The following is a 23125-nucleotide window of genomic DNA, read 5'->3' as shown; positions in this document are numbered from 1 at the left end:
GACCGCGAATTGCGCCTCGTTGGCGACTCCAGCGCAGTCAAACCGACCCGCGCGAGCAAGTGTCGCGGCTATGAGCTGGTGGCGGTCTGGCGTCCACATCACCATCCATGCGGCATATTCCGCGTTTGCGAGTGGTATCCAGCTTCCTGATGAAGCCCGGCTTCAAGGCTAAAACCCGGTCTAATACGTTCGCCAACTCGTCAGCGACCGCCAATATTCACCCGTCGGTCCGGAGTTCTCTCCGGACGATGTCTGCGCCCGCGGCCAAGGCCCTCAGCTTGCCCTTCGCGACGTTGCGCGAAAGAGGCGCCATGCCGCAATTCGTGGCGGGGTATAGCTTGTCCGCATCCACGAACCGGAGCGCGTTACGCAGAGTGTCGGCAACCTGTTCCGCAGTCTCGACGGTGTCGGTCGCGACGTCGATCGCGCCGACCATTACCTTCTTGCCGCGGACCAGTTCGATCAGATCCATGGGAACGCGCGAGTTCTGGCACTCCAGCGAGACGATATCGATCTTGGACTTTTGCAGACTGGGGAAGGTCTTCTCATATTGCCGCCATTCGGCGCCTAGCGTCTTCTTCCAGTCGGTATTCGCCTTGATGCCGTAGCCGTAGCAGATGTGCACGGCAGTCTCGACCTTCAGCCCCTCGACCGCACGTTCCAGCGTGGCGATCCCCCAATCGTTGGCCTCGTCGAAAAATACATTGAACGCGGGCTCGTCGAACTGAACGATATCGACTCCGACCGCTTCCAACTCTCGGGCTTCCTCATTGAGGATGCGGGCAAACTCCCATGCCAGTTTCTCGCGGCTGCGGTAGTGGGCGTCGTGGAGCGTATCGATCATCGTCATCGGTCCCGGCAGCGTCCACTTGATCGGCTGATCGGTCTGCGCACGCAGGAACCGCGCATCGTCGACGAATACGGATCTGGGGCGTGACACGGCGCCGACGACGGTCGGCACGCTGGCTTCATATCGGTCGCGGATCCGGACAACCTCGCGCTTTTCGAAATCGACGCCGTCCAGATGCTCGATGAACGTCGTGACGAAATGCTGGCGGGTCTGTTCGCCGTCACCGACGATGTCGATGCCTGCCTGCCGCTGATCGTCGACAGCCAGGCGCAGGGCGTCCTGCTTGCCGGCGATCAGTTCCTCGCCCTCCAGCTTCCACGGCGACCACAAGGTCTCGCGTTTCGCAAGCCAGGAGGGTTTGGGCAGGCTGCCCGCGGTCGTCGTCGGCAACAATGTCATCATGGAGAATACCTTGTGCTCGTGAGGATCAAAGGCCGCAGGTTTCGGACCAGCGCTGAAGCGCGGCGCCATGCGGTTTGATGAACGCCTCTTCGGCGAATTTGCCCTGCTCCGCGGCAAGCCTGCTGCGTTCCTCGCGGTCGTAGACGACGCGCGTCAGTGAATAGTCCTGACACCCCAAGCTCGGGCGATAGTGTTCCGCCGCCACGGAGTTGGCGTTATAGATCTCTGGACGGTAGATCTTCTGGAAGGTCTCCATAGTGCTGACCGTGCTGGCGAGTTCGAGGTTGGTATAGTCACTGACGAGATCGCCAATATGATAGAACGCGAGCGGCGCGACGCTGTGCGGCGGCATGAAATACCGCACCTTCATTCCCATTTTGGCAAAATACCGGTCGGTCGCGGAAGGCTCGTCGTTCCTGTATTCGACCCCGAGAATGGGATGCACGTTCGCCGTTCGGTGATAGACCTCCTTGCTCGATACGCTCAGGCATATGACCGGTGGCTTGCGAAAATGGTCTTGGTAGGCGCTTGAGCCGAGGAATTGCCTGAACAAATTACCGTGGAGATCGCCGAAGCCTTCGGGCGCTTCGCCGCTTCCGGTCTTGCGGTGATCCGGCAGGACGACGCTGAAGTCGTAATCCCGCACGTAAGACGAGAAGTTTTTGCCAACTATCCCGTCGGTACGCTGGCCACTGTTCTTGTCGGTGACGGTGGTGTGCAGGATTTCTATCAGCGGAAACGCTTCGTCGCGGTCGTCGTCGACGATCCTGAGCACTGCCGAGATGATTTTCAGTACTACCGCGTAGCGATCACCTACGGGATTATCCCAGTGCATCAGCGAGTTGAAGCGACGGTCGATCATCACCAGCGTGTTGCGCAAATTCTCCTGGCGGCTTTCCCCGCGCGCAAGGTTCGCGAAATTGGTGGTGATCCGCGTATTTTTGGCAGGACGATAGTCCTCATCGAACGGGATGCTGGTTATCGTGAACGTGAACCTGCTATTCGTCATGACTCACCTGCTTTTGCGGTCAGGAGGCCAAGGAAGAGCGCGCAAGGCATCGTCAGGCCCGGATGGCGTAAGCCACGAGCCTTGCGTCAAGCGCGATCCACCGGAGGAACCCCCGTCCGAGGAACGTTATCGCGTCGGAGGCAGGTCTCCTGGCTCACGGGTCAACGCGGTGGTTCCGGCCTTCCCAGGCTCGTTGCGCGAGCCCAGTGACGCAAAATGGAACCGCCGCTCGCCGCTTACAGTTGCGGGGGCAGCGCCGGATTATGCCCCGAAGGACATCACCGGCTTCCCGTCTTAGCCTCATCGCCATGCCTGGGATGAGGAACCTCGACACGCTGGTTAAACGCTATCACTGCGGCGGTGTCAATCGTGATATAAAGATATCCTTATATCTTTATATGATGGTTCAAGTGCGTGTTTCGTCCTGCCCGAAGTCCTGCTCAATCCAGCCATTGCGATGCGGACCATCGAGGTTCGCCGTGTAGCGGCCAGATCAGGCACCCCGCCGGGGGTTACGAGACGCATTCGCTCCGAAAGTCGGCATTGCCGATAGCGCCCCTTACGCCGACGGCTATGGCTATTTCTGGTATTCGAAGGTCCAACAGATCGATGGCGTGTCGGTCCCGGTTTCATTCGCGTCGGGCAACGGCGGCAACAAGATATACGTGGTCCCAAGCCGCCACCGGGTAGTTGCCGTCACGTCCAGTGCTTACGGCCACGGCTACGGCCTGCGGCGATCGGAAGCGATCCTGAGGGCCATCCTTGCAACGGATCGGCCGTGTCGCGCCAACTACGCTTGGCGAGGTTGCCCGTCGGAGGTGGGAAAACGGGGGCAGGTCAGTCGCGCGTGACGGATGGCCGTTTTATGGACGGGGAATCGCAAGCCGAGCCTCCGACATTTGGCGAACGCGCCTTTGCCTGCAGCTTCCGGCCAGACCCATGACCGGACGTTGCCCTCTTTACCCTTTGCAAACTCCAGTCGTCATTAATCACCAAATCCGCCGCGATCGGGTCGTTCCACGGTGCCCGGTTACAGCACTACCATTATCTGCTACCTCGCCGATCGATGCGTAGGCTCCTGCCCTTCCTTGCCTGTCTGATGCTCGTCCTGACCACCTGGGTCGGGGTGGCGCATGCGGCCGAAGTCGGGGGATGCATCGAGACCAGCCAGTACGCCGCCGGTTCCCATGTCGATGGCGACGGCGATCAGGTCGCGGCCGATGCCGACAAGGGCTATCCGCACCATCATGGCAGTTGCCACGCGCATCACATGAGCGCGCCGGACGCCGACACGCTCTGCGGCGCGACCGTCCTCGCCGGCGCGATGCTCGCGTCGGTCGACGGTGCGACGCTTGAGGGCCGCGATGCCGACACCGCGCTGAGACCACCGCAGGCCTAACGCGTCGATCGGGTGCGCCGTGCGCGCCCGCGTCCCCGTCGTCAGGAGCATCCCCATGCATCGCATCATTGCGGCCGTCATCGCCGCAGGGGTCTGCGCATCTTCGCTGCAGGCCCAGACCCGTCCGCCAGGCTCGGCGGAGCCGGTCCTCACGCTCGCCGAGGCGCTGGCCCGTGCCGGCGCATCGTCGCCCTTCCAGGATGCCGCCTCCGCCGGAGTCCACGCCGCCGAAGCGCAGCGCCGCGTCGCCGCGCTGCGTCCGAACCCGTCGCTCGTCGCGGAGACCGAGAACGTCGCCGGAACCGGCATCTATCAGGGACTGCGCTCGTCCGAGACGACCGTCGGTCTCGCCCTGCCGCTCGAACGCGGCGGCAAGCGCGGCGCCCGGATCGCGCTCGCCGACGCACAGATCGGTCGCGCCGGTCTCCAGGCCGCCATCGCGCGCGCCGACCTGCGCCTGCGCGTCACGCAGACCTACGTCGTCGCGGTCGCCGCGCAGCGCCGCGTCGGGATCGCCCGCGATCAGCGCGGCATCGCTGCCGAAGTCCTTCGCGCCGCGCGGGTGCGCGTAAAGGCCGGTCGGGCGTCGCCACTCGAGGAACAGCGCGCCGACGTCGCGCGCGTGGCCGCCGATGGTGCGATGGAGCGCGCCGAGCGTTCAGCCATCGTCGCCGCGGCAAACCTAGCCCGGCTTGTCGGCATAGCTGTTGGCCCGCTCGACGACGCCTGGTTCGAGCGCGTCGATGCGCCCCGCAAGTCGCCTGCTCCCGACACGACGCTCACGCTGACTGCATCCGCCGCCCGCGCCGATCTGGCGACCGCCACCGCCCAGGTCCGCCTCGCGCACAGTCAGCGCGTGCCGGACCTCACGCTCAGCGCCAGCGCGCGCAGGCTGGAGCAGACCAACGACGTCGCCGCGGTCTTCGGCGTCTCGATCCCGCTCGCCATCTTCAACGGCGGCCGTGCGGCGGTCGCCGTGGCGGATGCCCAGCGCGACCAATCGGACGCGTTGCGCCGCGTCGCGCTGTTCGACGTCGAACAGGACATCGCCGGCGCGCAGGTCGATGCCGCGAACGCCGCGACGACGGCGCGCAACGCCGCCGGCCCGGCGCTCGCCGCCGCGCTGGAGGCCGCGCGGATCGCCCGCATCGGCTACCGCGAAGGCAAGTTCGGCCAGCTCGATCTGCTCGACGCCGAACGCACGCTGCTCGACACCCGGGCGGCGGCGATCGACGCGCTGGCCGCCTATCACGACGCACAGGGGCGGTTCGAGCGACTCACCGCTGACGCGCTCCCGACCAAGGGCACCGATCGATGACCATCATCCTGCGGGCGATCGCGCCTGTCGCCATCGCCTTGGCCATCGTCGGCTGCGGACGCCCATCCGAGCAAGCGACCAACGCAAGCGCCGAAGCGGGCGACAAGCAAAACGAGAGCGCGAGCGATCCTGCCGTTGCCATTCTGTCGGTCCAGCAGATCGCCGATGCCGGTATCGAAATAACCCGCCCTACAGTGGGGGGCGTGGCCGGCGCGATCGAGCTTCCGGCGACGATCGAGGGCGATCCGCAGGACGTGCGGGTCGTATCCGCCACGATCGGCGGCCGGCTGGTCGCGCTCACCAGAAACCTCGGCCAGTCGATCGGCCGCGGCGAGACGTTGGCGATCATCGAAAGCGGCGAGGCGGCGTCGCTCAACGCCGAGGTCGAGGCGGCGGGTGCGCGGTCGGCGCTCGCCGCGTCTAACCTCCGCCGTGAACGGCGACTGTTCGCCGAGCGCGTGTCGCCCGAGCAGGACCTCGTCGCCGCACGCACCGCAGCGACCGAGGCCGGCATCGCGCTACGTCTCGCGCGGCAGCAGCTGTCGGCCACCGGCGGGGGCGGCGGAGCGCTCAACCGCATCGCCGTCCGCTCCCCGATCACCGGCCAGGTGATCGCGCGGTCGGCCACGCTCGGGCAACAGGTCGCGGCCGACGCCGAACTGTTCCGCGTCGCCAATCTCGCCAAGGTGTCGGTGACGATGTCGCTCGTGCCTGCGGACGCCGGCCGCGTGAAGCCGGGCGCGCGCGTCGAGGTGACGTCTGCCGGCCGCCGTCAGGACGGCCGCGTCATCTTCGTCTCGCCGATCCTCGACGAGACCACGCGGCTGGTCCCGGTGATCGCGACGATCGACAATGCGGGCGGCCTGTGGCGCGTTGGCGAGAATGTCGGCGTGTCGGTGCTGCTCCCCGCCAGCGGGGATCGCAGCGTCGCCGTGCCCTCGGCCGCCGTGCAGATGATCGCCGACAAGCCGCACGTCTTCGTCCGGACCGCGACCGGCTTCCGCGCGACGCCGGTGACGCTCGGCCGTACCAATGGCGGCGCGGTCACCGTGACCGCCGGCCTGACCGGCGAGGAGCGCATCGCCTCGACCAACTCGTTCACGCTCAAGGCCGAACTCGGCAAGGGCGCGGCGAAGGACGAGGACTAGGCCATGCTCTCGCGTATAGTAAAGCTCGCCGTCGAGAAGCGCTGGCTAGTCCTACTGCTGACGGTCGCCGCGGCGCTCGCCGGTGTGTTCGCCATCCAGCGGCTGCCGATCGACGCCGTCCCCGACATCACCAACAACCAGGTGCAGATCAACGTCGTCGCGCCAGCGCTTTCGCCCGACCAGATCGAGAAGCAGGTCGCCTTCACCGTCGAGACCGCGCTGGCCGGCATCCCCGGCCTCGCCTACAGCCGCTCGCTCAGCCGCAACGGCTTCGCGCAGGTCACCGCCGTCTTCGACGAGAGGACCGACATCTACTTCGCCCGCGCCCAGGTGGCGGAACGGCTGCGGACCGCCGAGGCCGATCTGCCCGACGGCGTGGTACCCGAGATGGGGCCGATCGCCACCGGCCTCGGCGACATCTTCATGTGGACGGTCGAATACCGCGAGCTCGATCAGGTCCGTCACCGCAACGGCGAGCCGGGCCTGCAGAAGGACGGCAGCTATATCACGCCCGAGGGCGATCATCTCGTCAGCGAACCCGACAAGGCGACCTATCTGCGCACCGTGCAGGACTGGATCGTCACACCGCAGCTGAAAAGCACCGCGGGTCTCGCGGGCGTCGACAGCCTCGGCGGCTACACCAAGCAATATCTCGTCGTTCCCGATATCCAGCGGATGGCGGCGATGAAGATCACGCTGAACGATCTCGCCACCGCGCTCGAGCGCAACAACACCAGCGCCAGCGCCGGCATCGTCGACCGCAACGGCGAGGGTCTCGCGGTCCGCGCCGACGGCCGGATCCGCAACGCCGACGAGCTCGCGCGCACCGTGGTCGCAACGCGCGAGAGCGTGCCGATTCTGCTCAGCCAGATCGCTACCGTCCGCACCGGCCAAGCGCTGCGCATGGGCTCCGCGTCCGAAAACGGCCACGAAGTCGTCGTCGGCACCGCGGTCATGCGGATCGGCGAGAACAGCCGCACTGTTTCGACCGGCGTCGGCAATCGGCTGGCGGAGATCGGCCACGCGCTGCCCGTCGACGTGGTGGTGAAGCCGGTGCTCAACCGCACCGAACTCGTCAATTCGACGATCGCGACCGTCGCCCGCAATCTGGCCGAAGGCGCGGTGCTGGTCATCGTCGTGCTGTTCGTGCTGCTCGGCAATTTCCGCGCGGCGCTGATCGCGGCGCTGGTTATCCCGGTCACAATGCTGCTGACGAGCATCGGTATGCTGAAGGCCGGCGTGTCCGCGAACCTGATGAGCCTCGGCGCGCTCGACTTCGGGCTGATCGTCGACGGCGCCGTGATCATCGTCGAGAATGCCCTGCGTCGTTTGGGCGAGGCACAGCATGACAGGGACGCGCCGCTGTCGCTCCGGGACAGGCTGGATCTGGTCGCCGCATCGGCGCGTGAGATGATCCGGCCCTCGGTCTACGGCCAGGCGATCATCATCCTCGTCTACGCGCCATTGCTCACCTTCACCGGCGTCGAGGGCAAGATGTTCGAGCCGATGGCGCTGACCGTCATCATCGCGCTCGTCTTCGCGTTCGTCCTGTCCATGACGTTCGTCCCCGCAGCGATCGCGATCGCGCTCAGCCGGCGCATCGACGAGAAAGAGAGCCGGATCATCGGCTGGCTGCGTCGGCGCTACGAACCGGGTCTCGGCAAGGCGATGCGCCGCCCGAGTATCACGCTGGGCATCGCCGTCGGCGCGCTGGCGCTGGCGGGTGTCGCCTTCACCACGCTCGGCCAGGAATTCCTGCCGCAGCTCGACGAGGGCAACATCCTCGTTCAGGCGGTCCGCATCCCCGGCACATCGGTCGACCAGAGCCAGGCGATGCAGCTCCAGGTCGAGAAGCTGCTCGCGCGCCAGCCCGAGGTCCGCTTCGCCTTCTCGCGCACCGGCACGTCCGAGATCGCAAGCGATCCGATGCCGCCCAACGCCACCGACACCTTCGTGATCCTGAAGCCCAAGGCCGAATGGCCCGACCCCGGCCTCTCGAAGGAATCGCTGGTCGCGCGGATGGCGAAGCAACTCGCGACACTGCCGGGCAACGCGTACGAGATCACCCAGCCGATCCAGATGCGCTTCAACGAGCTGATCGCCGGCGTGCGCGGCGACATCGCGGTGAAAATCTTTGGCGACGACTTCAGCGGCATGAACGCTGCCGCCGACCGCATCGCTGAAATCCTGCGCAAGACACGCGGCGCGGTCGACATTCGCGTCGAGCAGACGGAGGGTCTGCCGATGCTCGACATCCGTCCGAACCGGATGGCGATGTCGCGGATCGGCGTCACCGCGGGCGACGTGCAGGACACCGTGGCCGCCGCGATCGGTGGGCGCGAGGCTGGCATGATCTTCGAAGGCGACCGGCGCTTCCCCGTCGTGATCCGCCTGGCGGAGGCATCGCGCTCGGATCTCACCCAGGTGGCGCAGATCCCCGTGCCGACATCGGCGGGCGGGTTCGTGCCGCTGTCGACCGTCGCCGACATCGCGGTCGTCGACGGCCCCAACCAGATCAGTCGCGAGAACGGCAAGCGCCGCGTGGTCGTCCAGGCCAATGTGCGCAACCGCGACGTCGCGGGCGTGGTCGCCGATGCGCGCGCGGCGATCGACGCACAGGTGACGATGCCGCCCGGCACCTATGTCGAATGGGGCGGGCAGTTCGAGAACCTCGCCTCGGCGCGCGATCGCCTGATGCTCGTCGTGCCGGTCTGCTTCGCGGTCATCATGCTGTTGCTCTACGGCGCGCTCGGCTCGGTCCGCGACGCGGCGATCGTGTTCACCGGCGTGCCGCTCGCGCTGGTCGGCGGCGTCCTCGCGCTTGTGGTTCGAGGGATGCCGTTCTCGGTCTCGGCTGCGGTCGGCTTCATCGCGCTGTCGGGGATCGCGGTGCTCAACGGTCTGGTCATGGTGTCATCGATCCACGACCTGATGGCGGGGGGCATGGACAGGGTCCGCGCCGCACACGATGGCGCGCTGGCCCGGCTGCGCCCCGTGGCCATGACGGCGCTCGTCGCCAGCCTCGGTTTCGTGCCGATGGCACTCGGCCACGGCGCCGGTGCCGAGGTGCAGAAGCCGCTGGCGACCGTTGTGATCGGTGGCCTGGTCTCGGCGACGCTGCTGACCCTGTTCATCCTCCCGACACTCTATGCACGGTTCGGCAATGGAGCGCCTCGAAGGATGTGATCTCCGGGAACGCGTTCGATCCGAGGAGACCCTGCATAGGCTCCTTTTCAGATCCGCACCATCTGCACAGGCTCGCTCGCCGCTAAGCCGAGACCGGCATGCCCTGGTCCCGGATGGCGAAGCGGGACGGGGCGTCCCTCGCGGCGCATCCGCTCGATCGCCGCCGGCCAGGACGGAAGGTCGGCGCTGTCCTGAACCCAGCGAACGGTGCTGGCCTCGTCGCCCCACTCGCTCATCTTGGGCATCGCGTTGTGGTGGGCGCCCCCGGTGACATACGCCAGTAGTGCGGCCTCGTCGCGCCATACGCTTATCGTCCAATAGGCGCGGTCGCGATCGTGGCGCAGCGCTCCGGCGATGTAACCGTCGCTTCGCCTGATCTGCGCGAGGCAGCGCTGCGCATGGATCAGGAAGAAGGGCAGGAACCGCAGGCTGCGAACGCGGAAGCGGGTGACGCTGACGACGAAGCCGCTCACAACGTCACGACCAGCTTGGTCGCCGAGACACCGCGGCGTTGCTGCTCGAGTGCCGCCGGGATCGCCGACAGCCCGTGACCTGCAATTTCGACTGCAGGCGCTGCCACGTAGCGGCCGTCGGCCAGTGCTTCGGGCAGGAATGTCTCGAAGATCATCGGCCCCACCTCGTTGCTGATCAACGTGCTGCCCCAGATCATTTTCAGGGTCACCTTCTTGCGGCGTGCGCTCAGCGCGAGTGCGATATTGCCGGCGACCGTGCCGGCCATCGCGGCAATCAACTTGCGCCAATGACCCCGTCCCGCCGGGACTGCGTCGAAGGACGCGGGCGGCGTCGCCATCGCGATGAAGCGATTGCCTTTGCACGGTCCAAGAATGTCGATGCACGGCTGCACCGATCCCGGGCCGATCGCGACCGCGCCTGCGACCGTTTTCCCACGCAACGCCGCGCCTATGTCGGCAACGACGGTCGGACTTCGATAGTCGAACACAGCGGTCGCGCCGAGCTTCTCCAGCAGCCCGAAATTGCGCGGCGAGGCCGTGGCGATCACTTCGTAGCCAGCGGCGACGGCCAGTTGCACCGCATTGACGCCGACGCTGGTCGACCCACCCCATACCAAGACGATCCGACCGGTCGCCCGTGCTCCCTTGGCGGGTGCGTTCAGCGCGAGGAAATCGCGCTGGAAGAGCGCGCATGCTGCGGTCGAGATACCGAGCGGCAGCGCGGAAGCATCCTCGAAGGCGAGCGCATCTGGGATCGCGGCCGTCATATGCTCGAGCAGGACGACGTAGGTCTGGAAAGCGCCCTCTGCGGCGCGGTTACGCGTCTTGTCGGTACTCCCGGCAAAACCCACGACCCGGTCACCGACCCGAAACCGGGTCACGTCCGCGCCGACGTCAATGACCTCGCCGACGACGTCGGAGCCGACGATGGCCGGATAGTGCAGGTAGGGGGTCATCAGGTCGCCCGAGGTCTGCACCAGCCGGTCCATCGGGTTCACCGCGATCGCACGGGTGCGAATGACAATTTCACCCGACTGCGCGGTCGGAAACGGCGCTGCCCCCACGGTGAAGGCGGCACGCTTCGAGGAAAGCCAGAGGGCGGTATTGTCGATCATGATCTGTCTCCCGCGGTGCCAGGTGAAGATGCATCGATGAGATCTGGGATAGTCCCGTGACACTGGACGGCCCATGCTTCAAAGTCCGCCAATTCATCGCCAGCGTCCAGGAATGTCGCAATGGATCCCTTGTCGGACGTACTCGCCCTGCTGAAGCCCAGCAGCTACGGATTTCGAGGCCTGGATGCCGGCGGGGACTGGGCGCTTGCCTACCCGCCGGCCGAGGGAGTCAAATGCTTCGCGATTCACACCGGGACATGCTGGATCGCACTGGAGGGCGGACGCGAGCCGATGGCGCTTCAGGCGGGCGATTTCATCCTGCTTCCCGGCCGCGTCGCGTTCAACCTCTACAGCGCGATCGGCGCGCCGGTGACCGACGCCTTTGCATTCTTCCCGTCGTTCCCCGCCGGCGAGACCGGTGTCCTCGGTGGCGGCGGCAGTTGCTCGGGCGTGGGCGGCTTCTTCGACTTCACCGGGCTCCACACCGACCTTTTGCTCGGCATCCTGCCCCCGATCGTCCACATCCGGGCAGAGGCGACCAAGGCGGCGCTCGGCTGGCTGATCGAGCGGTTGATGCGCGAGCTGCGAGACCCGCAACCGGGCGGCACGCTGATGGCGGGGCATCTGGCGCAGACGCTGCTGATCGAAGCACTACGACTACACCTCGCCGAGCGCTCGCCCCACAGCGCAGGCTGGTTGTTCGCGCTGGCCGACACGCAGATGCGCGCCGTGATCTCGGCAATGCATGCAGACCCCGCCCGGCGCTGGACGCTTGCCGATCTCGCCCGAACAGGCGGCATGTCGCGGTCCAGCTTTGCCGTGCGGTTCAAGCAAACGGTCGGCGAGCCGGCGATGGACTATTTGACCCGCTGGCGGATGATGCTGGCGGCCGATCGGCTGGCGAGCGGGCGTGTCTCGATCGCGACCGTGGCACCCGCCGTCGGCTACGAGTCTGAAAGCGCTTTCAGTGCGGCGTTCAAGCGGACGTTCGGCCACTCGCCGAGCGAATTCACCAAGGCGGTGGCCGCGTAGCCAGTCTTATTGCCGCGGGCGGCGATCGCGCAGACGTCCTTTTCAGCGGGCGACAGGGAGCGCCTGCGATCGATAATGAGAGTTATTCGCATTATTCTTGATGCACGTTTCGACAGGCGTTAGGCGGAGGTGTGACATCGCAATCTTCCTCTCCACATCGCCGCACATCAGTCAGCCGCAACCGAAAAAAATGGCGTAGCTGGTGGTTGAAGCAGCTCCATAGCTGGCACTGGATCAGCGCGGCTTTGTCGCTGGTCGGCATGCTGCTGTTCGCGATCACCGGCATCACGCTGAACCATGCGGCGACGATCGGTGCCAAGCCGGTGGTCATCGAGAAAAGCGGCATGCTGCTCCCGTCGCTTCGCCGCATGCTGACCGCACCGCACACGCCGGACACGCCTCTGCCCGCGCCCGTCGCGAAAAGCGTTGCGGCCACGGTCGGCCTCGATCCCGCCGGCAAGTCGGTCGAGTGGTCCGACACCGACGCCTATGTCGCGCTGCCACGCCCGGGTGGCGACGCCTGGGTCAGCATTGAGCGCGTGACCGGACGCATCACCGCGGAAACGACCGATCGCGGCTGGATCTCGTACCTGAACGACCTCCACAAGGGTCGCAACGCGGGCGAAGCCTGGGCGTGGTTCATCGACATCTTTGCCGGCGCCTGCATCCTGTTCACGCTGACCGGACTACTCCTGTTGCAGCTCCATGCGCGCCATCGGCCGACGACCTGGCCGATCGTCGCCGCCGGGCTCGCCATTCCCGTCCTGCTTGCCATCCTGTTCGTCCATTGAGGGGTTCTGCCATGCGTCCTACCGCGTTGCTGTTGTTTGGCGGGGCGATCACCGCGCCTGCGCTGTCGTTGCCCGCCAGCGCCGCGCCCGCGGGCACCGTCACGATCACCATCCCCCGGCTGAGCGTCGCGGAATATCACAAACCCTATGTCGCGGTCTGGCTCGAGCCGGTCGGCGGCGGCGCGCCGCGCACGCTCGCGGTCTGGTATGATCTGAAGAAGCGCGGCAACGATCCCGGCACCAAATGGCTTGCCGACCTGCGCGCATGGTGGCGCAAGGGCGGCCGCAGCATGACGATGCCCGCCGACGGCATCAGCGGCGCGACGCGTGCGCCGGGCCAATACACCATCCCGCTGCCCGCCGACGTCAAGCCCGGCCAGTATGTCCTGAACGTCGAGGCTGCGCGCGAAACCGGCGGCCGCGAGCTCGTGTCCGTACCGCTTACCGCCGGAGCCCGCACCACGGGCAAGACCGAACTCGGCGCCGTCGCCATCTCCGCCCGCTAAGGATCACAGCATGAAGCCTTTTGTTGCACGCCTGATGGCCGCCGCCGCGCTGTTGTCGATCCCCGCCGCGCTGTCTGCGCACCGCATGTGGCTGTTGCCATCGGCCACCGTGTTCTCAGGGACCGATGGCTGGGTGACGGTCGACGCCGCGGTCTCGAACGACCTGTTCTTCTTCGATCACCAGCCGCTCCGCCTCGACGGCATGAAGGTCTGGCAGCCCGACGGCAGCGAGGGTACACTGCAGAACGGCGCGACCGGGCGCTATCGCTCGGTATTCGACGTGAAGCTCGACAAACCCGGCACGTGGAAGATCGGCACGCAGATGTCCGCGGTCATGGGCAGCTTCAAGATCGACGGCGTTGAGAAGCGTCTCGGCGGTCGTCGCGGTCCACCGCAGCCGAACGCGCCTGCCCCGCTGACCGTCGCCGACATCCCCGCCAACGCGACTGACGTGAAGGTCACCGAGGTATCGGGCCGCAACGAGATTTTCGTGACCGCGGGCGCGCCGACCACCACCGTCTTCAAGACCACCGGCAAGGGCCTCGAGTTCGCGCCGATCACGCACCCCGACGAGCTGGTCGCGGGCGAGACCGCCAAGTTCCGCTTCCTGCTCGACGGCAAACCCGCGTCCGGCCTGAAGGTCACGGTGATCCCCGGCGGCAAGCGTTATCGCAACGACGAGGGCGCCCGCGAGCTGACCACCGGCGCGGACGGCGTGTTGAGCGTCTCGTGGCCGACCGCGGGCATGTACTGGCTCAACGCGACGCTGACCGACGCCAAGGCAACGAGCCCGCGCGCGACCGAACGCCGGATGAGCTACGTCACGACGCTCGAAGTGCTCACCCCCTGAGGCGATCGGCGTGAGTTTGGCGGCATGAGTTTTGGCGGCATGAGTTTGGCCGCATGAGGATCGCGGCATGAGGATCGCGCTGCCACCGACGATCGACGCCGCGGCGTTCGCGGCGCGCGATCCGTCGGCGGTGGTGCTCGATCTGCACGGCGAGACGATGGGGACGTCGTGGAGCGTGCGCTTCGCCGCGCCCGCCGGCACCGACCCGTCGCCGATCCGAGCGGCGATCGTCGCGCGGCTGGCCGGGCTCGTCGCGGAGATGAGCCACTGGGCACCGGACTCGCTGCTGTCCCGCTTCAACCGGTCGGCGCCCGGCACCTGGACGACGCTCCCACCCGACTTCGCGCATGTCATGACGCGCGGCCTCGCGCTCGCCGAGCTGACCGGCAGCGCGTTCGATCCGGCGATCGGCAGGCTCGTCGATACCTGGGGTTTCGGCCCTGTCCCCGTCGCGCATCTGCCGGGCGCTCCCGAGATCGAGACGGCACGCGCGACATCGGGCTGGCGTCGGCTGTCGTTCGCCCCCGACGGCGCGCATCTTCGTCAACCCGGCGGCACCGCGCTCGACCTGTCGGGGATTGCCAAGGGCCACGCGGTCGACGTTATCGCGGACCTGCTCCACGACGCAGGCATCGCGAACGCACTGGTCGAAATCGGCGGCGAGCTCGTCGGTCGTGGTATCAAGCCCGACGGCGATCCCTGGTGGGTCGACCTCGAAAGTCCACCCGGCCTGACACTACCCCCGCTCCGGATCGCGCTGCACGGCCAGGCGGTAGCGACCTCAGGCGACTATCGCCGCGGCGCCCACACGCTCGATCCACGCACCGGGCGTCCGATCGAAACGCACGTCATCTCCGCCAGCGTGATCCACCAGACCGCGCTCGATGCCGACGCCTGGGCGACAGCGCTGACCGTGCTTGGCCCGGACGGTCTTGACCTTGCGGACGACCAAGGGATCGCCGCGCGGCTCGTCACGGAGATCGACGGCACCGTCCGAGAATATTTAACTCCCGGTCTTTCGAGGATGCTGAGCGACTGATCGCCGCCTCGATACATCCGCCGAGTAGGTGTCTATCCTGGCAAAACTTGTTTCCCCGCGAAGGCGGGGACCCAGACTGGACTCCCGCCTTCGCGGCAGAACATCGCGCGCGAAGTGGGCCGGCGGGACAGCCTGATCGATCAGATCCGCTCCCAACCCCTCGCCCCGGACCTAGGACACGCCGCTGCAGATCCGGGTGAAGTCGACCACCGACTGGAAATAGCGGACGCTGAAATTCTCCCCGCCAGGGAGAGGATACGGATACGGAGACAGCGACGTCGCCTCAAATCGCCTCGAACGCCAGCGTCACGGTGAAGCTCGAATACGCATCCGCCGCACTTGGCGTAGCTGCGCGGTGCCGCACGAGCATCAGGTACCGCCCGGCATCGGACGGGGTCAGCGTCACCTTCCCGGCCTTGTCGCTGTTCACAGTCGCGACCTGCTTGCGCCCGTCATAGAAGCCGGTCTCCCGGAACAGCGTCACGGGTTCGCCGGCGAGCGGCTTGCCCTCGTACAGGATTTCGAACGCGGCTGCTGAACCCGGCGCATAACTGCTCGGATCGCCGAGTGGATGAATCTCCAGCGCCTTGCCGCGCGCCGTCAGCGCCCCCGCAGCGCCGGGCTTGCCGCGCACCACATAGGCGTCGGCCAGCGTCGTGCTGCGCACGTCGACCGACGTCGCGCCGGGCGGTGGCGTCTTCCCTTCGCCGACGATCGTCCAGACCTCGCCGGTCCGGTACATCTTGCTCAACCGGCCGATCCGCTGCCCGGACGACAGCCGGTACACACCGTCCGCCGGTAGCGCGGCCTCGACGATCGCCTGGTCGGTGGTCAGCGTAGGTGCGGCCAGCTTGACGGTCTTTCCGTCGGGCCCGGTGATCTCGAACGGCGCGTCCTTCATCGCGATTTCAGGCCGGAAGGCGTCCTCGGTGAACGATGCCTGGAGCGTGACGCGATCACGCCCTGCCGCGTCGAACACGCTCGGCAGCACATATGGCATGTGCGCCGCAGAGGGTCCCGACACGAGGGCGAGGACGGTGGCTATGGCGGGGGCGAGCGCCCCGGTCGCTCGTGCCGTCCGCCAATTTCCCCTGATCTTCGTCATCGCGATGCTCCTTTTCGATGCCACTTGATAACGAGAATGATTCGCAACAGCAAGCTGCCAGACCGTGGGGATAACGAACATGACATTGACCAAATTGCTGGCCGGCATCTCGCCGGTCGCGCTGATGATCGGCACCGCCGGCCTTGCCCATGCAGAGCCCACTTTGCCGGAAGCGGTGCACGCATCGGCGACCGACACGTCGGCTACGACCGCGCCAACCGCCGATCCGGAGGGTCAGGACAAGACGATCACCGTCACCGCGACGCGCACCGAGAAGGCGGTCGAGGACGTTCCCGCGACCGTATCGGTAATCGACGCGCAGACGATCGAGGATCGCTTCATCTCCGACATCAAGGATCTGGTGCGCTACGAGCCGGGCGTCACCGTCCGCCGCGCGCCGTCGCGCTTCACCGCCGCCGGATCATCCACCGGGCGCGACCGCGACAGCGGGTTCAACATCCGCGGACTCGAGGGCAACCGCGTCCTCATCACCGTCGACGGCGTCCGCGTTCCCGACGCGTTCAGCTTCGGCGCGCAATCCGTCGGCCGCGGCGATTACGTCGATCTCGACCTGCTCAAGTCGGTCGAAATCCTGCGCGGCCCCGCTTCCGCGCTATACGGCAGCGACGGCGTCGCGGGCGCGGTCAGCTTCATCACCAAGGACCCGCGCGATTTCCTGAGCGGCGGCAAGCTGGTCGGCGGCGGGCTTCGCTCGAGCTACGATTCCTCGGACGACAGCTGGACCAACGGCTTCGTGGTCGCAGGGCGCACCGGCGATATCGAGGCGATGGTCGCCTATACCCGTCGCGACGGTCACGAAACCGAGACCAAGGGCAGCAACGACAGCGCGACCACGGATCGCACCACCGCCAACCCGCAGGATATCGAGTCCAACGCGCTGCTCGGCCGCCTCGTCTGGGCGCCGAACGATGCCAGTCGGTTACGCCTGACCTACGAGCATTTTTCTTCCGTGGTGGACACCGACGTGCTCAGCGCGATCGCCAAGCCTCCGCTCGCGGCGACATCGGTGATCGGCCTTACCGCGCATGACACGACCGAGCGCAACCGCGGCACGCTAGACTACCGGTATGTTGGCGATGGGATCGTCAGCGGTGTCCGCGCGGCGGGCTATTACCAGAAGAGCCTCACGCTCCAGGCCGCGGCGGAGGACCGCAACACCGCCGCCGACCGCACCCGCATCAACCGCTTCGACAACGAGGTGTACGGCGGCACGCTGCAGCTCGAAAGCCGCGCCGCGACCGGGCCGTTGACGCACCTGTTCGCCTATGGCGCCGACTATTCGCACACCCGCCAGACGGGTGTGCGAGACGGCACCGTCGCGCCTGCGGGCGAGGTCTATCCGACCCGCGCCTTCCCGACGACCGACTACACGCTGGTCGGCGTGTTCGCGCAGGACGAAATCGCGATTGCCGATGGGCTGCTGACGCTGTTCCCGTCGATCCGCTACGATCACTACAAGCTGAACCCACAGAACGATCCGCTGTTCACGACCTTCGTACCGCGCGAGCAGAGTGGGTCGAAGGTGACGCCGCGGATCGGCGCGGTCGCCAAGCTGACCGAGGGCGTCCGGCTGTTCGCCAACTATGCGCAGGGCTTCAAGCCGCCCGAGCCGAACCAGATCAACAACGGCTTCGCCAACATCACGCAGAATTACCGCTCGGTTCCCAATCCCGATCTCAGACCCGAAACGAGCAACAGCGTCGAGGGCGGCATCCGGTTGAGCGGCACCGGCTGGTCGCTGAGCGGGACCGCGTTCAGCAGCCGCTTCCGCAACTTCATCGACCAGGTCCAGGTCAGCGGCGCCTTCACCGCGGCGGACCCGGCGGTGTACCAGTATATCAACCGCGGCCGCGTCAAGATCGAAGGGCTCGAAGCACGCGGCGAGGCGCGCCTGCCGGTCGGCGTCGGCGTCCGCGCCGCCGCCTCCTACGCCAAGGGAACGATGCGGACGACCGGTGTCGCCGGCACGCAGCCGCTCGACAGCATCGAACCCGTCAAGCTCGTCGCCGGCATCTTCTACCAGCCCGATGCCGGGCCGTTCCGTGCCGAGGTCATCGCCACGCATTCGGCGGGCAAGAAGGTCGGCGACACCAACAACAGCTGCAACACCGCGGCCACCAGCTGCTTCACGCCGTCGGGCTTCTGGATCCTCGACGCCACCGCGTCGCTGCGCGTGATGGATCATGCGACGCTGCGCGCGGGGATCTTCAACATCACCGACAAGAAGTATTTCTGGTGGAGCGACGTCCGCGGACTGACCTCGACCTCGGTCGTCCGCGACGCCTATTCGCAACCCGGCCGCAACGCCGGGCTCTCCTTCTCGCTCAATCTGTGAGGCCCCCGATGTTCCGCTCCCTTCTTCTCGCGACCGGGCTGACGCTGGCCGCGCTCCCCCTCGCACCGACGATCGCGTCCGCGCAAACGCAGGCCGTATACGGCGACCAGGTCCGCGATCACGCATCGATCCTGGCGATGGCCGGTACCTTCAAGGTGACGTTCGACATGCGCGAGACGACGCCGCTGGTCGCGGGCTACACGCCCTACCCTGCCAAGCTCAGCGGCGGCCACGAGGTCGTCCGCGCGATCGTCGATACGCCCGACCACGTCGTGCTCCAGCATCTGCTGGTCGTCACCGACGGCAACGCCAAGACGATGGTGATCAAGCACTGGCGACAGGACTGGACGTGGCAGCCGTCGACCGTGCTCGTCTACACCGCGGCAGGCCGCTGGACGCTAAGGCCGCTGTCGGAAACCGAACGACGCGGCGCATGGTCGCAGACGGTGTGGCAGACCGACGATTCCCCGCGCTATGGCGGGATCGGTCGCTGGCGCTACGACGACGGCGCCACCCGCTGGACCAGCGACGAGACCCGCCGCCCGCTCGCGCGCCGCGATGCGACCCGGAACCCACCCTATGATCACTATATCGGCAGCAACCGCCACGTGCTGACCCCCGCCGGTTGGGTCCACGAGCAGGACAACGCCAAGATCGGCCTCAAGGACGGCAGGCCCGCCACGTACGTCCACGAATACGTCATCAACACCTACACCCCCGCGACCGACTTCGCCGTCGCGGCGGCCGACACGTATTGGGCGAAGACGAAGGACTATTGGGCCGCGGTCCGCACCGACTGGGACCGCGCGATCGCGAAAGGCTCAGGCCTGCGGGTTGCGGAAGATGCGTCGAATGGGTCGACCACCGGCCACCAGTTGATGTTGCTCGCCGACGATATCGCGGCGGGTGAAACCGATCAGAAGTCGGGAGAGGCCGAAGCCGCCAATCTGATCCGGCGCGAGAGCGGGACATCATGAATGCCTCGCGTCGATCTGGCCGGTTCCCGCAATCTGATCCACAAAGCGACATTCGTGCCGGCCCCGCCTCTCACCGAAACCAGCCGTTCATTCGTGTTCCGATTGCGCGCGCTCGAACCCGCGTTTTCGGCGCGGAGATCGTCCTCACGCGTTGAACTTAGACCTCGGGCAAGCGTCCGAGCCGGTGATCAGCAAGAAATTTGAGCATGTACGCAGCGTATACCGGACGTCGATCCGCGGAGCATGGGCTGCACCGCGATCGTCTAAACTCCGGCAGTGCCTATCGTTGGCCATGATCGAGGGGTGCAGGCCGAAGTCGCTCGAGCAGATAGCGGCTTGGTGGCTTGCCGACCATCTTTCGAAACATGGTCACGAAGCTGCTGGCGCTTTCATAGCCTAGATCCATTGCGACGGCCTGGACCGTTTGACCGGCACTCAGATGCCGCAAGGCAAGGACGATATGCAACTGTCGCCGCCAGCGGCCGAAACTCATGCCGACCTCTTCCGCCAGCATACGGCTCAGACTGCGCTCGCTGAGCGCGATCCGCGAGGCCCATTGTGCGACGGTGGCATGATCCGCCGGCGTCGCGATCAACAGATCGGTAAGTTTCCTGAGCCGCGGATCGCTGGGAATCGGGAGGCGGAGGTCCTCGACTGGGGCGGCAGCCAGCTCATCGAGAATAACCGACACGATCCGGCCGTCTGGACCATCGACATCATAGCGCTCGGCCAGTTCGTTCGCCCGCATCAGCAAATGACGCAGCAACGGCGATACGGTGATCGTGCAGCATTTGCTCGGCAGGGCCAGAGCGGCAGGAGGCTCGATGAAAAGGGATATGCACTCCACTTCGCCCGAGCCGAAAGCAGTATGGGGCAGACCGCCGGGGATCCACACGGCGCATTGTGGTGGCACGATCCAGACGGCGTCTTCCACCTCGCAATTGATGACGCCACGGACGGTCAGAAGCAGCTGCGCTTTCTGATGCTGGTGCCGCGACGATTGCTCAAGGGCATCGAGGCTGGTGACGGTGTTCGCCGCGACTAGGGCCCGAGGAACCTGATCGACATAGGAAAGCCAGTCACTGCGGACATCGATATGCATCGAGAGACTCGGCAATTTGAGGGTTCGGCCGGATAGAAACATATCATGGCCGGATTGCGCAATGACGCCATCTGCTGATCGCCATATGCCGTTCGAACGGACGGGAGAAGCGGCGATCAAGATCGCACGCCTCTTCGAGACGGGCAGCATTCAGCAGCCCCACCAAGCGCCTCCGGATGGGAATGTCGACGTGATCAGAAAGCAGCCAGTTGAACTCGCACTTGCGTGGCTCGCCCCAGCGGTCGGCGCCGCACTCTTCGTCACGATCCAATGCTTCTCCTACCTGAACGGCTATGTCGGCAGCGGCGGAACGATGAAGGCGATCACGTTCGGCCCCACCGCATTGTGGGCAGTATCCATTTTCTACGGTGCCTGGGTCGTCCCTCCAGTGCTGGCGCTTGCCGGAAAGCGCGAAACCGACTGGGCGATGCTCGTCATCGGTGGTGGTGTTTCCGCCATGAGTACGCTTGGCGGCGTATCGGATGGCCTGCGCGACGGCGGCCATCTCGTTGCCTTGGAACTGCTCGCCGTCACGCTCCCCGCCGCAGTCGCGCTGGTCATGTCGTGGCGGCACATCCGCCTGCATTGAAAGCATTGAAAAGGAGACGAAACATGCCTTTCGACAGTACGAAATTTCCGCTCGTCTGGATAAGTTACGACGAAGGCCCCGATCACGACCACGACCAGGACTTCGAGGCATTCGAGGCGAATCTGAAGCGCGGTACACCGTTCGTGATCCTGACCGACTCTGCTCCAAACGAGGAGCATGAACATAGTCAGGAAGAGAAGAAGCGCACCTCGCTGTGGATGAAGAAGCACAAGGCGGAGCTTCGTTCGCTCGTGCTGGCAATGATCGTGATCGAGCCCAGTGCCATCAAGCGTTTGGCCTTCAAACCCTTCGGCGTGGCCTTCGCCAAGTTCTGGGGCTATCCTTTGAAGCTGGTCTCGTCACACGAGGAAGCATCCCAAATTGCAGCGGAAATGATTTCAGAGCGCAGCGGGTCGGCAGCAGCCTGAGCATCGACTAATCGACGACGCTGGTACGACGCGATCCCATGGCGTGGTTCGTCGGTGGCTTCGAGGTCGATGACATCGATGCCTGCCGCACAGTTCTCGACGATTTAGCGCTCCATGGTTTCGAGTTGATCACGCGCGAACCCGATGACGGTCATATCGCCCGTATCGAACAAAGCCTGCCCGCGCTCGCAGCGGAATGTACATTCGTTCTGGCCGGCAAAGCCAGCACCGTGCAGCGCTTGCGGCACAGGCTCGCATCCCTGGGCGTGCCTTCGACCAGGATCCTCGCGCGAAATTACTGGACGCCGGACAACACCGGCCTCGACTGAATACGCCTTCCCCGTAATCTGCCGCTCGGCGAGCGATAAACGAGCATGATCGCGCTAAACACATGGCAGTCGTCGGAGCTCCGGACTGCTAACCCAAGCGTCCGGTTTTGGGCGGACGCCCTGCCCTACGGCTTCCGGCCGGACCCACTCCGCGTAGCCTCCCGCACTTTGGGCTCAGATCGGCACATCCTGGCGATCGACACTGGTGAAGCCGTAGGTCCTGTACCGGCTCTCCACCTTGCGGCCGGCAATCGTGATGTCGGTATAGCCCTCCGGCGTGCCGAGGAACGAGCCGTGCCAGTCGGCACCGGCAACCGCGCCGGTCGTGATGAACGAGATCCCGTCGAGCTCGATCCGCTCGCAGACGTGACTGTGCGCCTGAAGCACCGCCAGCACGTCATAGTCGCGCAGGACGCGGAGTACCTCCCGGCCGTTGACGACGAACGTCCAGTTGTGCGGAGTGTCGAGCCAGGATTCGGGTTCGTAGCAGCGCATCGCGGTGACGAGCGGGATGTGCGTCACCACGACCATCCGCGTGCCCTTGGGTTGCGCGGCGAGATCGGCGCGCAACCATGCCAGTTGGGCGGCGTCGACGCGGCCTTCGTAATTGCGGTCCGCGGTCAGGCCGATCGAGTCCAGCACGACGAAATGCACGCCCTTGTGATCGAAGGCGTAATAGCGCGGCCCGAACCGATCGATGTAGAATTGCTTGCCGTAATCGGGCGCCGACGGATCGATGCCGCTTTTGGGGAAAACGCCCAGGCAGTCGTGGTTGCCGATGACGTGGTATATCGGCTTGCGCAGATGCGCGCGTTCGGTGCGCTGATAGAGATCCATCAGCAGCGTCGCGCGGTCCCGGCCGGTTTCAAGCGCATCCTCGACATGGTCGCCTCCCTGGATCACGAAATCCACGGGCGATGCGGAGATCTGTTCGAAGCACTGTGCGCAGGCGCGATCCGCGCCCAGTTCCGGCCGGATGTGACAATCGCCCACGAACGCGAAGCTGAAGCTGTCGCCGCCGCCGCGTACCGGCTCGGTCGCCGCGGCCCGCGCGGCCAAGGGGACGAGCGGCGCGCCAAGCGCGAGCTTCAGGAGATTGCGGCGTTCCATGGGGCACCTGT

21 protein-coding genes and 1 riboswitch are annotated in these 23125 nt (G+C 66.0%); of the genes, 14 read left to right on the top strand and 7 right to left on the bottom strand.

The genetic code is table 11. The features are described from left to right. Window positions 1-217 precede the first annotated feature (217 nt). Both C8J47_RS16800 and C8J47_RS16795 read right to left on the bottom strand, forming a co-directional pair. Window positions 218-1252, bottom strand: a complete 1035-nt coding sequence (locus C8J47_RS16800; protein WP_183129154.1) for a methionine synthase — start codon at window positions 1250-1252, stop codon at window positions 218-220. A gap of 25 nt (window positions 1253-1277) precedes the next feature. Beyond that, window positions 1278-2261, bottom strand: coding sequence for a DUF1852 domain-containing protein (locus C8J47_RS16795; RefSeq protein WP_121886627.1), 984 nt, complete (start codon window positions 2259-2261; stop codon window positions 1278-1280). Between the two features lie 121 nt (window positions 2262-2382). Then, window positions 2383-2606, bottom strand: a riboswitch (cobalamin riboswitch). Window positions 2607-3327: 721 nt separating this feature from the next. On the opposite strand from C8J47_RS16795, the gene C8J47_RS16790 reads away from it, so the two are divergent. The 4 genes from C8J47_RS16790 to C8J47_RS16775 are packed head-to-tail and all read left to right on the top strand — an operon-like array spanning window position 3328 to window position 9312. Next, window positions 3328-3660: a hypothetical protein gene (locus C8J47_RS16790; protein WP_147454353.1), complete on the top strand. Its 333-nt coding sequence runs from the start codon at window positions 3328-3330 to the stop codon at window positions 3658-3660. Between the two features lie 55 nt (window positions 3661-3715). Then, on the top strand, window positions 3716-4978 hold the full coding sequence (locus C8J47_RS16785) for a TolC family protein (protein WP_121886625.1): 1263 nt from the start codon (window positions 3716-3718) through the stop codon (window positions 4976-4978). Continuing rightward, window positions 4975-6126, top strand: coding sequence for an efflux RND transporter periplasmic adaptor subunit (locus C8J47_RS16780; protein ID WP_121886624.1), 1152 nt, complete (start codon window positions 4975-4977; stop codon window positions 6124-6126). The genes C8J47_RS16785 and C8J47_RS16780 overlap by 4 nt, the downstream gene beginning before the upstream one ends. Before the next feature lie 3 nt (window positions 6127-6129). After that, complete coding sequence (locus tag C8J47_RS16775) at window positions 6130-9312, top strand: efflux RND transporter permease subunit (RefSeq protein ID WP_121886623.1); 3183 nt, start codon at window positions 6130-6132, stop codon at window positions 9310-9312. A gap of 47 nt (window positions 9313-9359) precedes the next feature. Here C8J47_RS16775 and C8J47_RS16770 read toward each other — a convergent pair whose 3' ends face one another. Together C8J47_RS16770 and C8J47_RS16765 are read right to left on the bottom strand one after the other, a co-directional pair. After that, window positions 9360-9785, bottom strand: a complete 426-nt coding sequence (locus C8J47_RS16770; RefSeq protein ID WP_121886622.1) for a DUF3291 domain-containing protein — start codon at window positions 9783-9785, stop codon at window positions 9360-9362. Next, window positions 9782-10900: a zinc-binding alcohol dehydrogenase family protein gene (locus C8J47_RS16765; RefSeq protein ID WP_121886621.1), complete on the bottom strand. Its 1119-nt coding sequence runs from the start codon at window positions 10898-10900 to the stop codon at window positions 9782-9784. Before C8J47_RS16765 ends, C8J47_RS16770 begins: the two co-directional genes overlap by 4 nt. Window positions 10901-11020: 120 nt before the next feature. Between C8J47_RS16765 and C8J47_RS16760 the strand changes: the two genes are divergently transcribed. From C8J47_RS16760 to C8J47_RS16740, 5 genes are all read left to right on the top strand, one after another. Beyond that, a complete protein-coding gene (locus C8J47_RS16760; RefSeq protein WP_121886620.1) occupies window positions 11021-11932 on the top strand; it encodes an AraC family transcriptional regulator in 912 nt (303 codons plus the stop codon). A gap of 131 nt (window positions 11933-12063) precedes the next feature. Beyond that, entirely contained in the window at window positions 12064-12723 is a 660-nt protein-coding gene (locus tag C8J47_RS16755; protein ID WP_121886619.1) for a PepSY-associated TM helix domain-containing protein, read from the top strand. An 11-nt stretch (window positions 12724-12734) separates the two neighbouring features. Beyond that, window positions 12735-13229, top strand: a complete 495-nt coding sequence (locus C8J47_RS16750; RefSeq protein ID WP_056055894.1) for a DUF2271 domain-containing protein — start codon at window positions 12735-12737, stop codon at window positions 13227-13229. Between the two features lie 10 nt (window positions 13230-13239). Then, complete coding sequence (locus C8J47_RS16745) at window positions 13240-14079, top strand: DUF4198 domain-containing protein (RefSeq protein WP_121886618.1); 840 nt, start codon at window positions 13240-13242, stop codon at window positions 14077-14079. 67 nt (window positions 14080-14146) lie between these two features. Further along, window positions 14147-15118 (top strand): FAD:protein FMN transferase, encoded by a 972-nt coding sequence (locus C8J47_RS16740; RefSeq protein ID WP_259467612.1) that lies wholly within the window; start codon window positions 14147-14149, stop codon window positions 15116-15118. A gap of 283 nt (window positions 15119-15401) precedes the next feature. On the opposite strand, the gene C8J47_RS16735 is transcribed toward C8J47_RS16740, so the two are convergent. After that, window positions 15402-16223 (bottom strand): DUF4198 domain-containing protein, encoded by an 822-nt coding sequence (locus tag C8J47_RS16735; RefSeq protein WP_121886662.1) that lies wholly within the window; start codon window positions 16221-16223, stop codon window positions 15402-15404. A gap of 79 nt (window positions 16224-16302) precedes the next feature. Between C8J47_RS16735 and C8J47_RS16730 the strand changes: the two genes are divergently transcribed. Both C8J47_RS16730 and C8J47_RS16725 read left to right on the top strand, forming a co-directional pair. Beyond that, the gene (locus tag C8J47_RS16730; RefSeq protein WP_121886617.1) at window positions 16303-18579 is read left to right on the top strand and encodes a TonB-dependent hemoglobin/transferrin/lactoferrin family receptor; all 2277 of its coding nucleotides are present in this window, start codon (window positions 16303-16305) and stop codon (window positions 18577-18579) included. An 8-nt stretch (window positions 18580-18587) separates the two neighbouring features. Next, complete coding sequence (locus C8J47_RS16725) at window positions 18588-19556, top strand: DUF6607 family protein (protein ID WP_121886616.1); 969 nt, start codon at window positions 18588-18590, stop codon at window positions 19554-19556. 280 nt (window positions 19557-19836) lie between these two features. Here C8J47_RS16725 and C8J47_RS16720 read toward each other — a convergent pair whose 3' ends face one another. Continuing rightward, the gene (locus tag C8J47_RS16720) at window positions 19837-20658 is read right to left on the bottom strand and encodes a helix-turn-helix domain-containing protein (RefSeq protein ID WP_121886615.1); all 822 of its coding nucleotides are present in this window, start codon (window positions 20656-20658) and stop codon (window positions 19837-19839) included. Between the two features lie 61 nt (window positions 20659-20719). On the opposite strand from C8J47_RS16720, the gene C8J47_RS16715 reads away from it, so the two are divergent. The 3 genes from C8J47_RS16715 to C8J47_RS16705 are packed head-to-tail and all read left to right on the top strand — an operon-like array spanning window position 20720 to window position 22004. Further along, window positions 20720-21247, top strand: coding sequence for a hypothetical protein (locus C8J47_RS16715; RefSeq protein ID WP_259467611.1), 528 nt, complete (start codon window positions 20720-20722; stop codon window positions 21245-21247). Window positions 21248-21270: 23 nt separating this feature from the next. Further along, window positions 21271-21675, top strand: coding sequence for a hypothetical protein (locus C8J47_RS16710; protein WP_121886614.1), 405 nt, complete (start codon window positions 21271-21273; stop codon window positions 21673-21675). A gap of 38 nt (window positions 21676-21713) precedes the next feature. Beyond that, a complete protein-coding gene (locus C8J47_RS16705; protein WP_121886613.1) occupies window positions 21714-22004 on the top strand; it encodes a hypothetical protein in 291 nt (96 codons plus the stop codon). 174 nt (window positions 22005-22178) lie between these two features. Here C8J47_RS16705 and C8J47_RS16700 read toward each other — a convergent pair whose 3' ends face one another. After that, entirely contained in the window at window positions 22179-23114 is a 936-nt protein-coding gene (locus C8J47_RS16700) for a metallophosphoesterase (RefSeq protein ID WP_121886612.1), read from the bottom strand. Window positions 23115-23125: the final 11 nt, after the last annotated feature.

This window comes from Sphingomonas sp. PP-F2F-G114-C0414, assembly GCF_003688595.1.
Classification (GTDB): Bacteria; Pseudomonadota; Alphaproteobacteria; order Sphingomonadales; family Sphingomonadaceae; genus Sphingomonas.
Note: the sequence above shows the minus strand (reverse complement) of the source record. Positions and strands in the feature narration are given on the sequence as shown.

Bases quoted from the DNA above. Each gene is read 5' to 3' on its own strand.
- C8J47_RS16800 (WP_183129154.1), bottom strand. From the start codon at position 1,252: ATGATGACATTGTTGCCGACGACGACCGCGGGCAGCCTGCCCAAACCC.
- C8J47_RS16795 (WP_121886627.1), bottom strand. From the start codon at position 2,261: ATGACGAATAGCAGGTTCACGTTCACGATAACCAGCATCCCGTTCGAT.
- C8J47_RS16790 (WP_147454353.1), top strand. From the start codon at position 3,328: ATGCGTAGGCTCCTGCCCTTCCTTGCCTGTCTGATGCTCGTCCTGACC.
- C8J47_RS16785 (WP_121886625.1), top strand. From the start codon at position 3,716: ATGCATCGCATCATTGCGGCCGTCATCGCCGCAGGGGTCTGCGCATCT.
- C8J47_RS16780 (WP_121886624.1), top strand. From the start codon at position 4,975: ATGACCATCATCCTGCGGGCGATCGCGCCTGTCGCCATCGCCTTGGCC.
- C8J47_RS16775 (WP_121886623.1), top strand. From the start codon at position 6,130: ATGCTCTCGCGTATAGTAAAGCTCGCCGTCGAGAAGCGCTGGCTAGTC.
- C8J47_RS16765 (WP_121886621.1), bottom strand. From the start codon at position 10,900: ATGATCGACAATACCGCCCTCTGGCTTTCCTCGAAGCGTGCCGCCTTC.
- C8J47_RS16760 (WP_121886620.1), top strand. From the start codon at position 11,021: ATGGATCCCTTGTCGGACGTACTCGCCCTGCTGAAGCCCAGCAGCTAC.
- C8J47_RS16750 (WP_056055894.1), top strand. From the start codon at position 12,735: ATGCGTCCTACCGCGTTGCTGTTGTTTGGCGGGGCGATCACCGCGCCT.
- C8J47_RS16745 (WP_121886618.1), top strand. From the start codon at position 13,240: ATGAAGCCTTTTGTTGCACGCCTGATGGCCGCCGCCGCGCTGTTGTCG.
- C8J47_RS16740 (WP_259467612.1), top strand. From the start codon at position 14,147: ATGAGGATCGCGCTGCCACCGACGATCGACGCCGCGGCGTTCGCGGCG.
- C8J47_RS16735 (WP_121886662.1), bottom strand. From the start codon at position 16,223: ATGACGAAGATCAGGGGAAATTGGCGGACGGCACGAGCGACCGGGGCG.
- C8J47_RS16730 (WP_121886617.1), top strand. From the start codon at position 16,303: ATGACATTGACCAAATTGCTGGCCGGCATCTCGCCGGTCGCGCTGATG.
- C8J47_RS16725 (WP_121886616.1), top strand. From the start codon at position 18,588: ATGTTCCGCTCCCTTCTTCTCGCGACCGGGCTGACGCTGGCCGCGCTC.
- C8J47_RS16720 (WP_121886615.1), bottom strand. From the start codon at position 20,658: ATGCATATCGATGTCCGCAGTGACTGGCTTTCCTATGTCGATCAGGTT.
- C8J47_RS16715 (WP_259467611.1), top strand. From the start codon at position 20,720: ATGACGCCATCTGCTGATCGCCATATGCCGTTCGAACGGACGGGAGAA.
- C8J47_RS16710 (WP_121886614.1), top strand. From the start codon at position 21,271: ATGCCTTTCGACAGTACGAAATTTCCGCTCGTCTGGATAAGTTACGAC.
- C8J47_RS16705 (WP_121886613.1), top strand. From the start codon at position 21,714: ATGGCGTGGTTCGTCGGTGGCTTCGAGGTCGATGACATCGATGCCTGC.
- C8J47_RS16700 (WP_121886612.1), bottom strand. From the start codon at position 23,114: ATGGAACGCCGCAATCTCCTGAAGCTCGCGCTTGGCGCGCCGCTCGTC.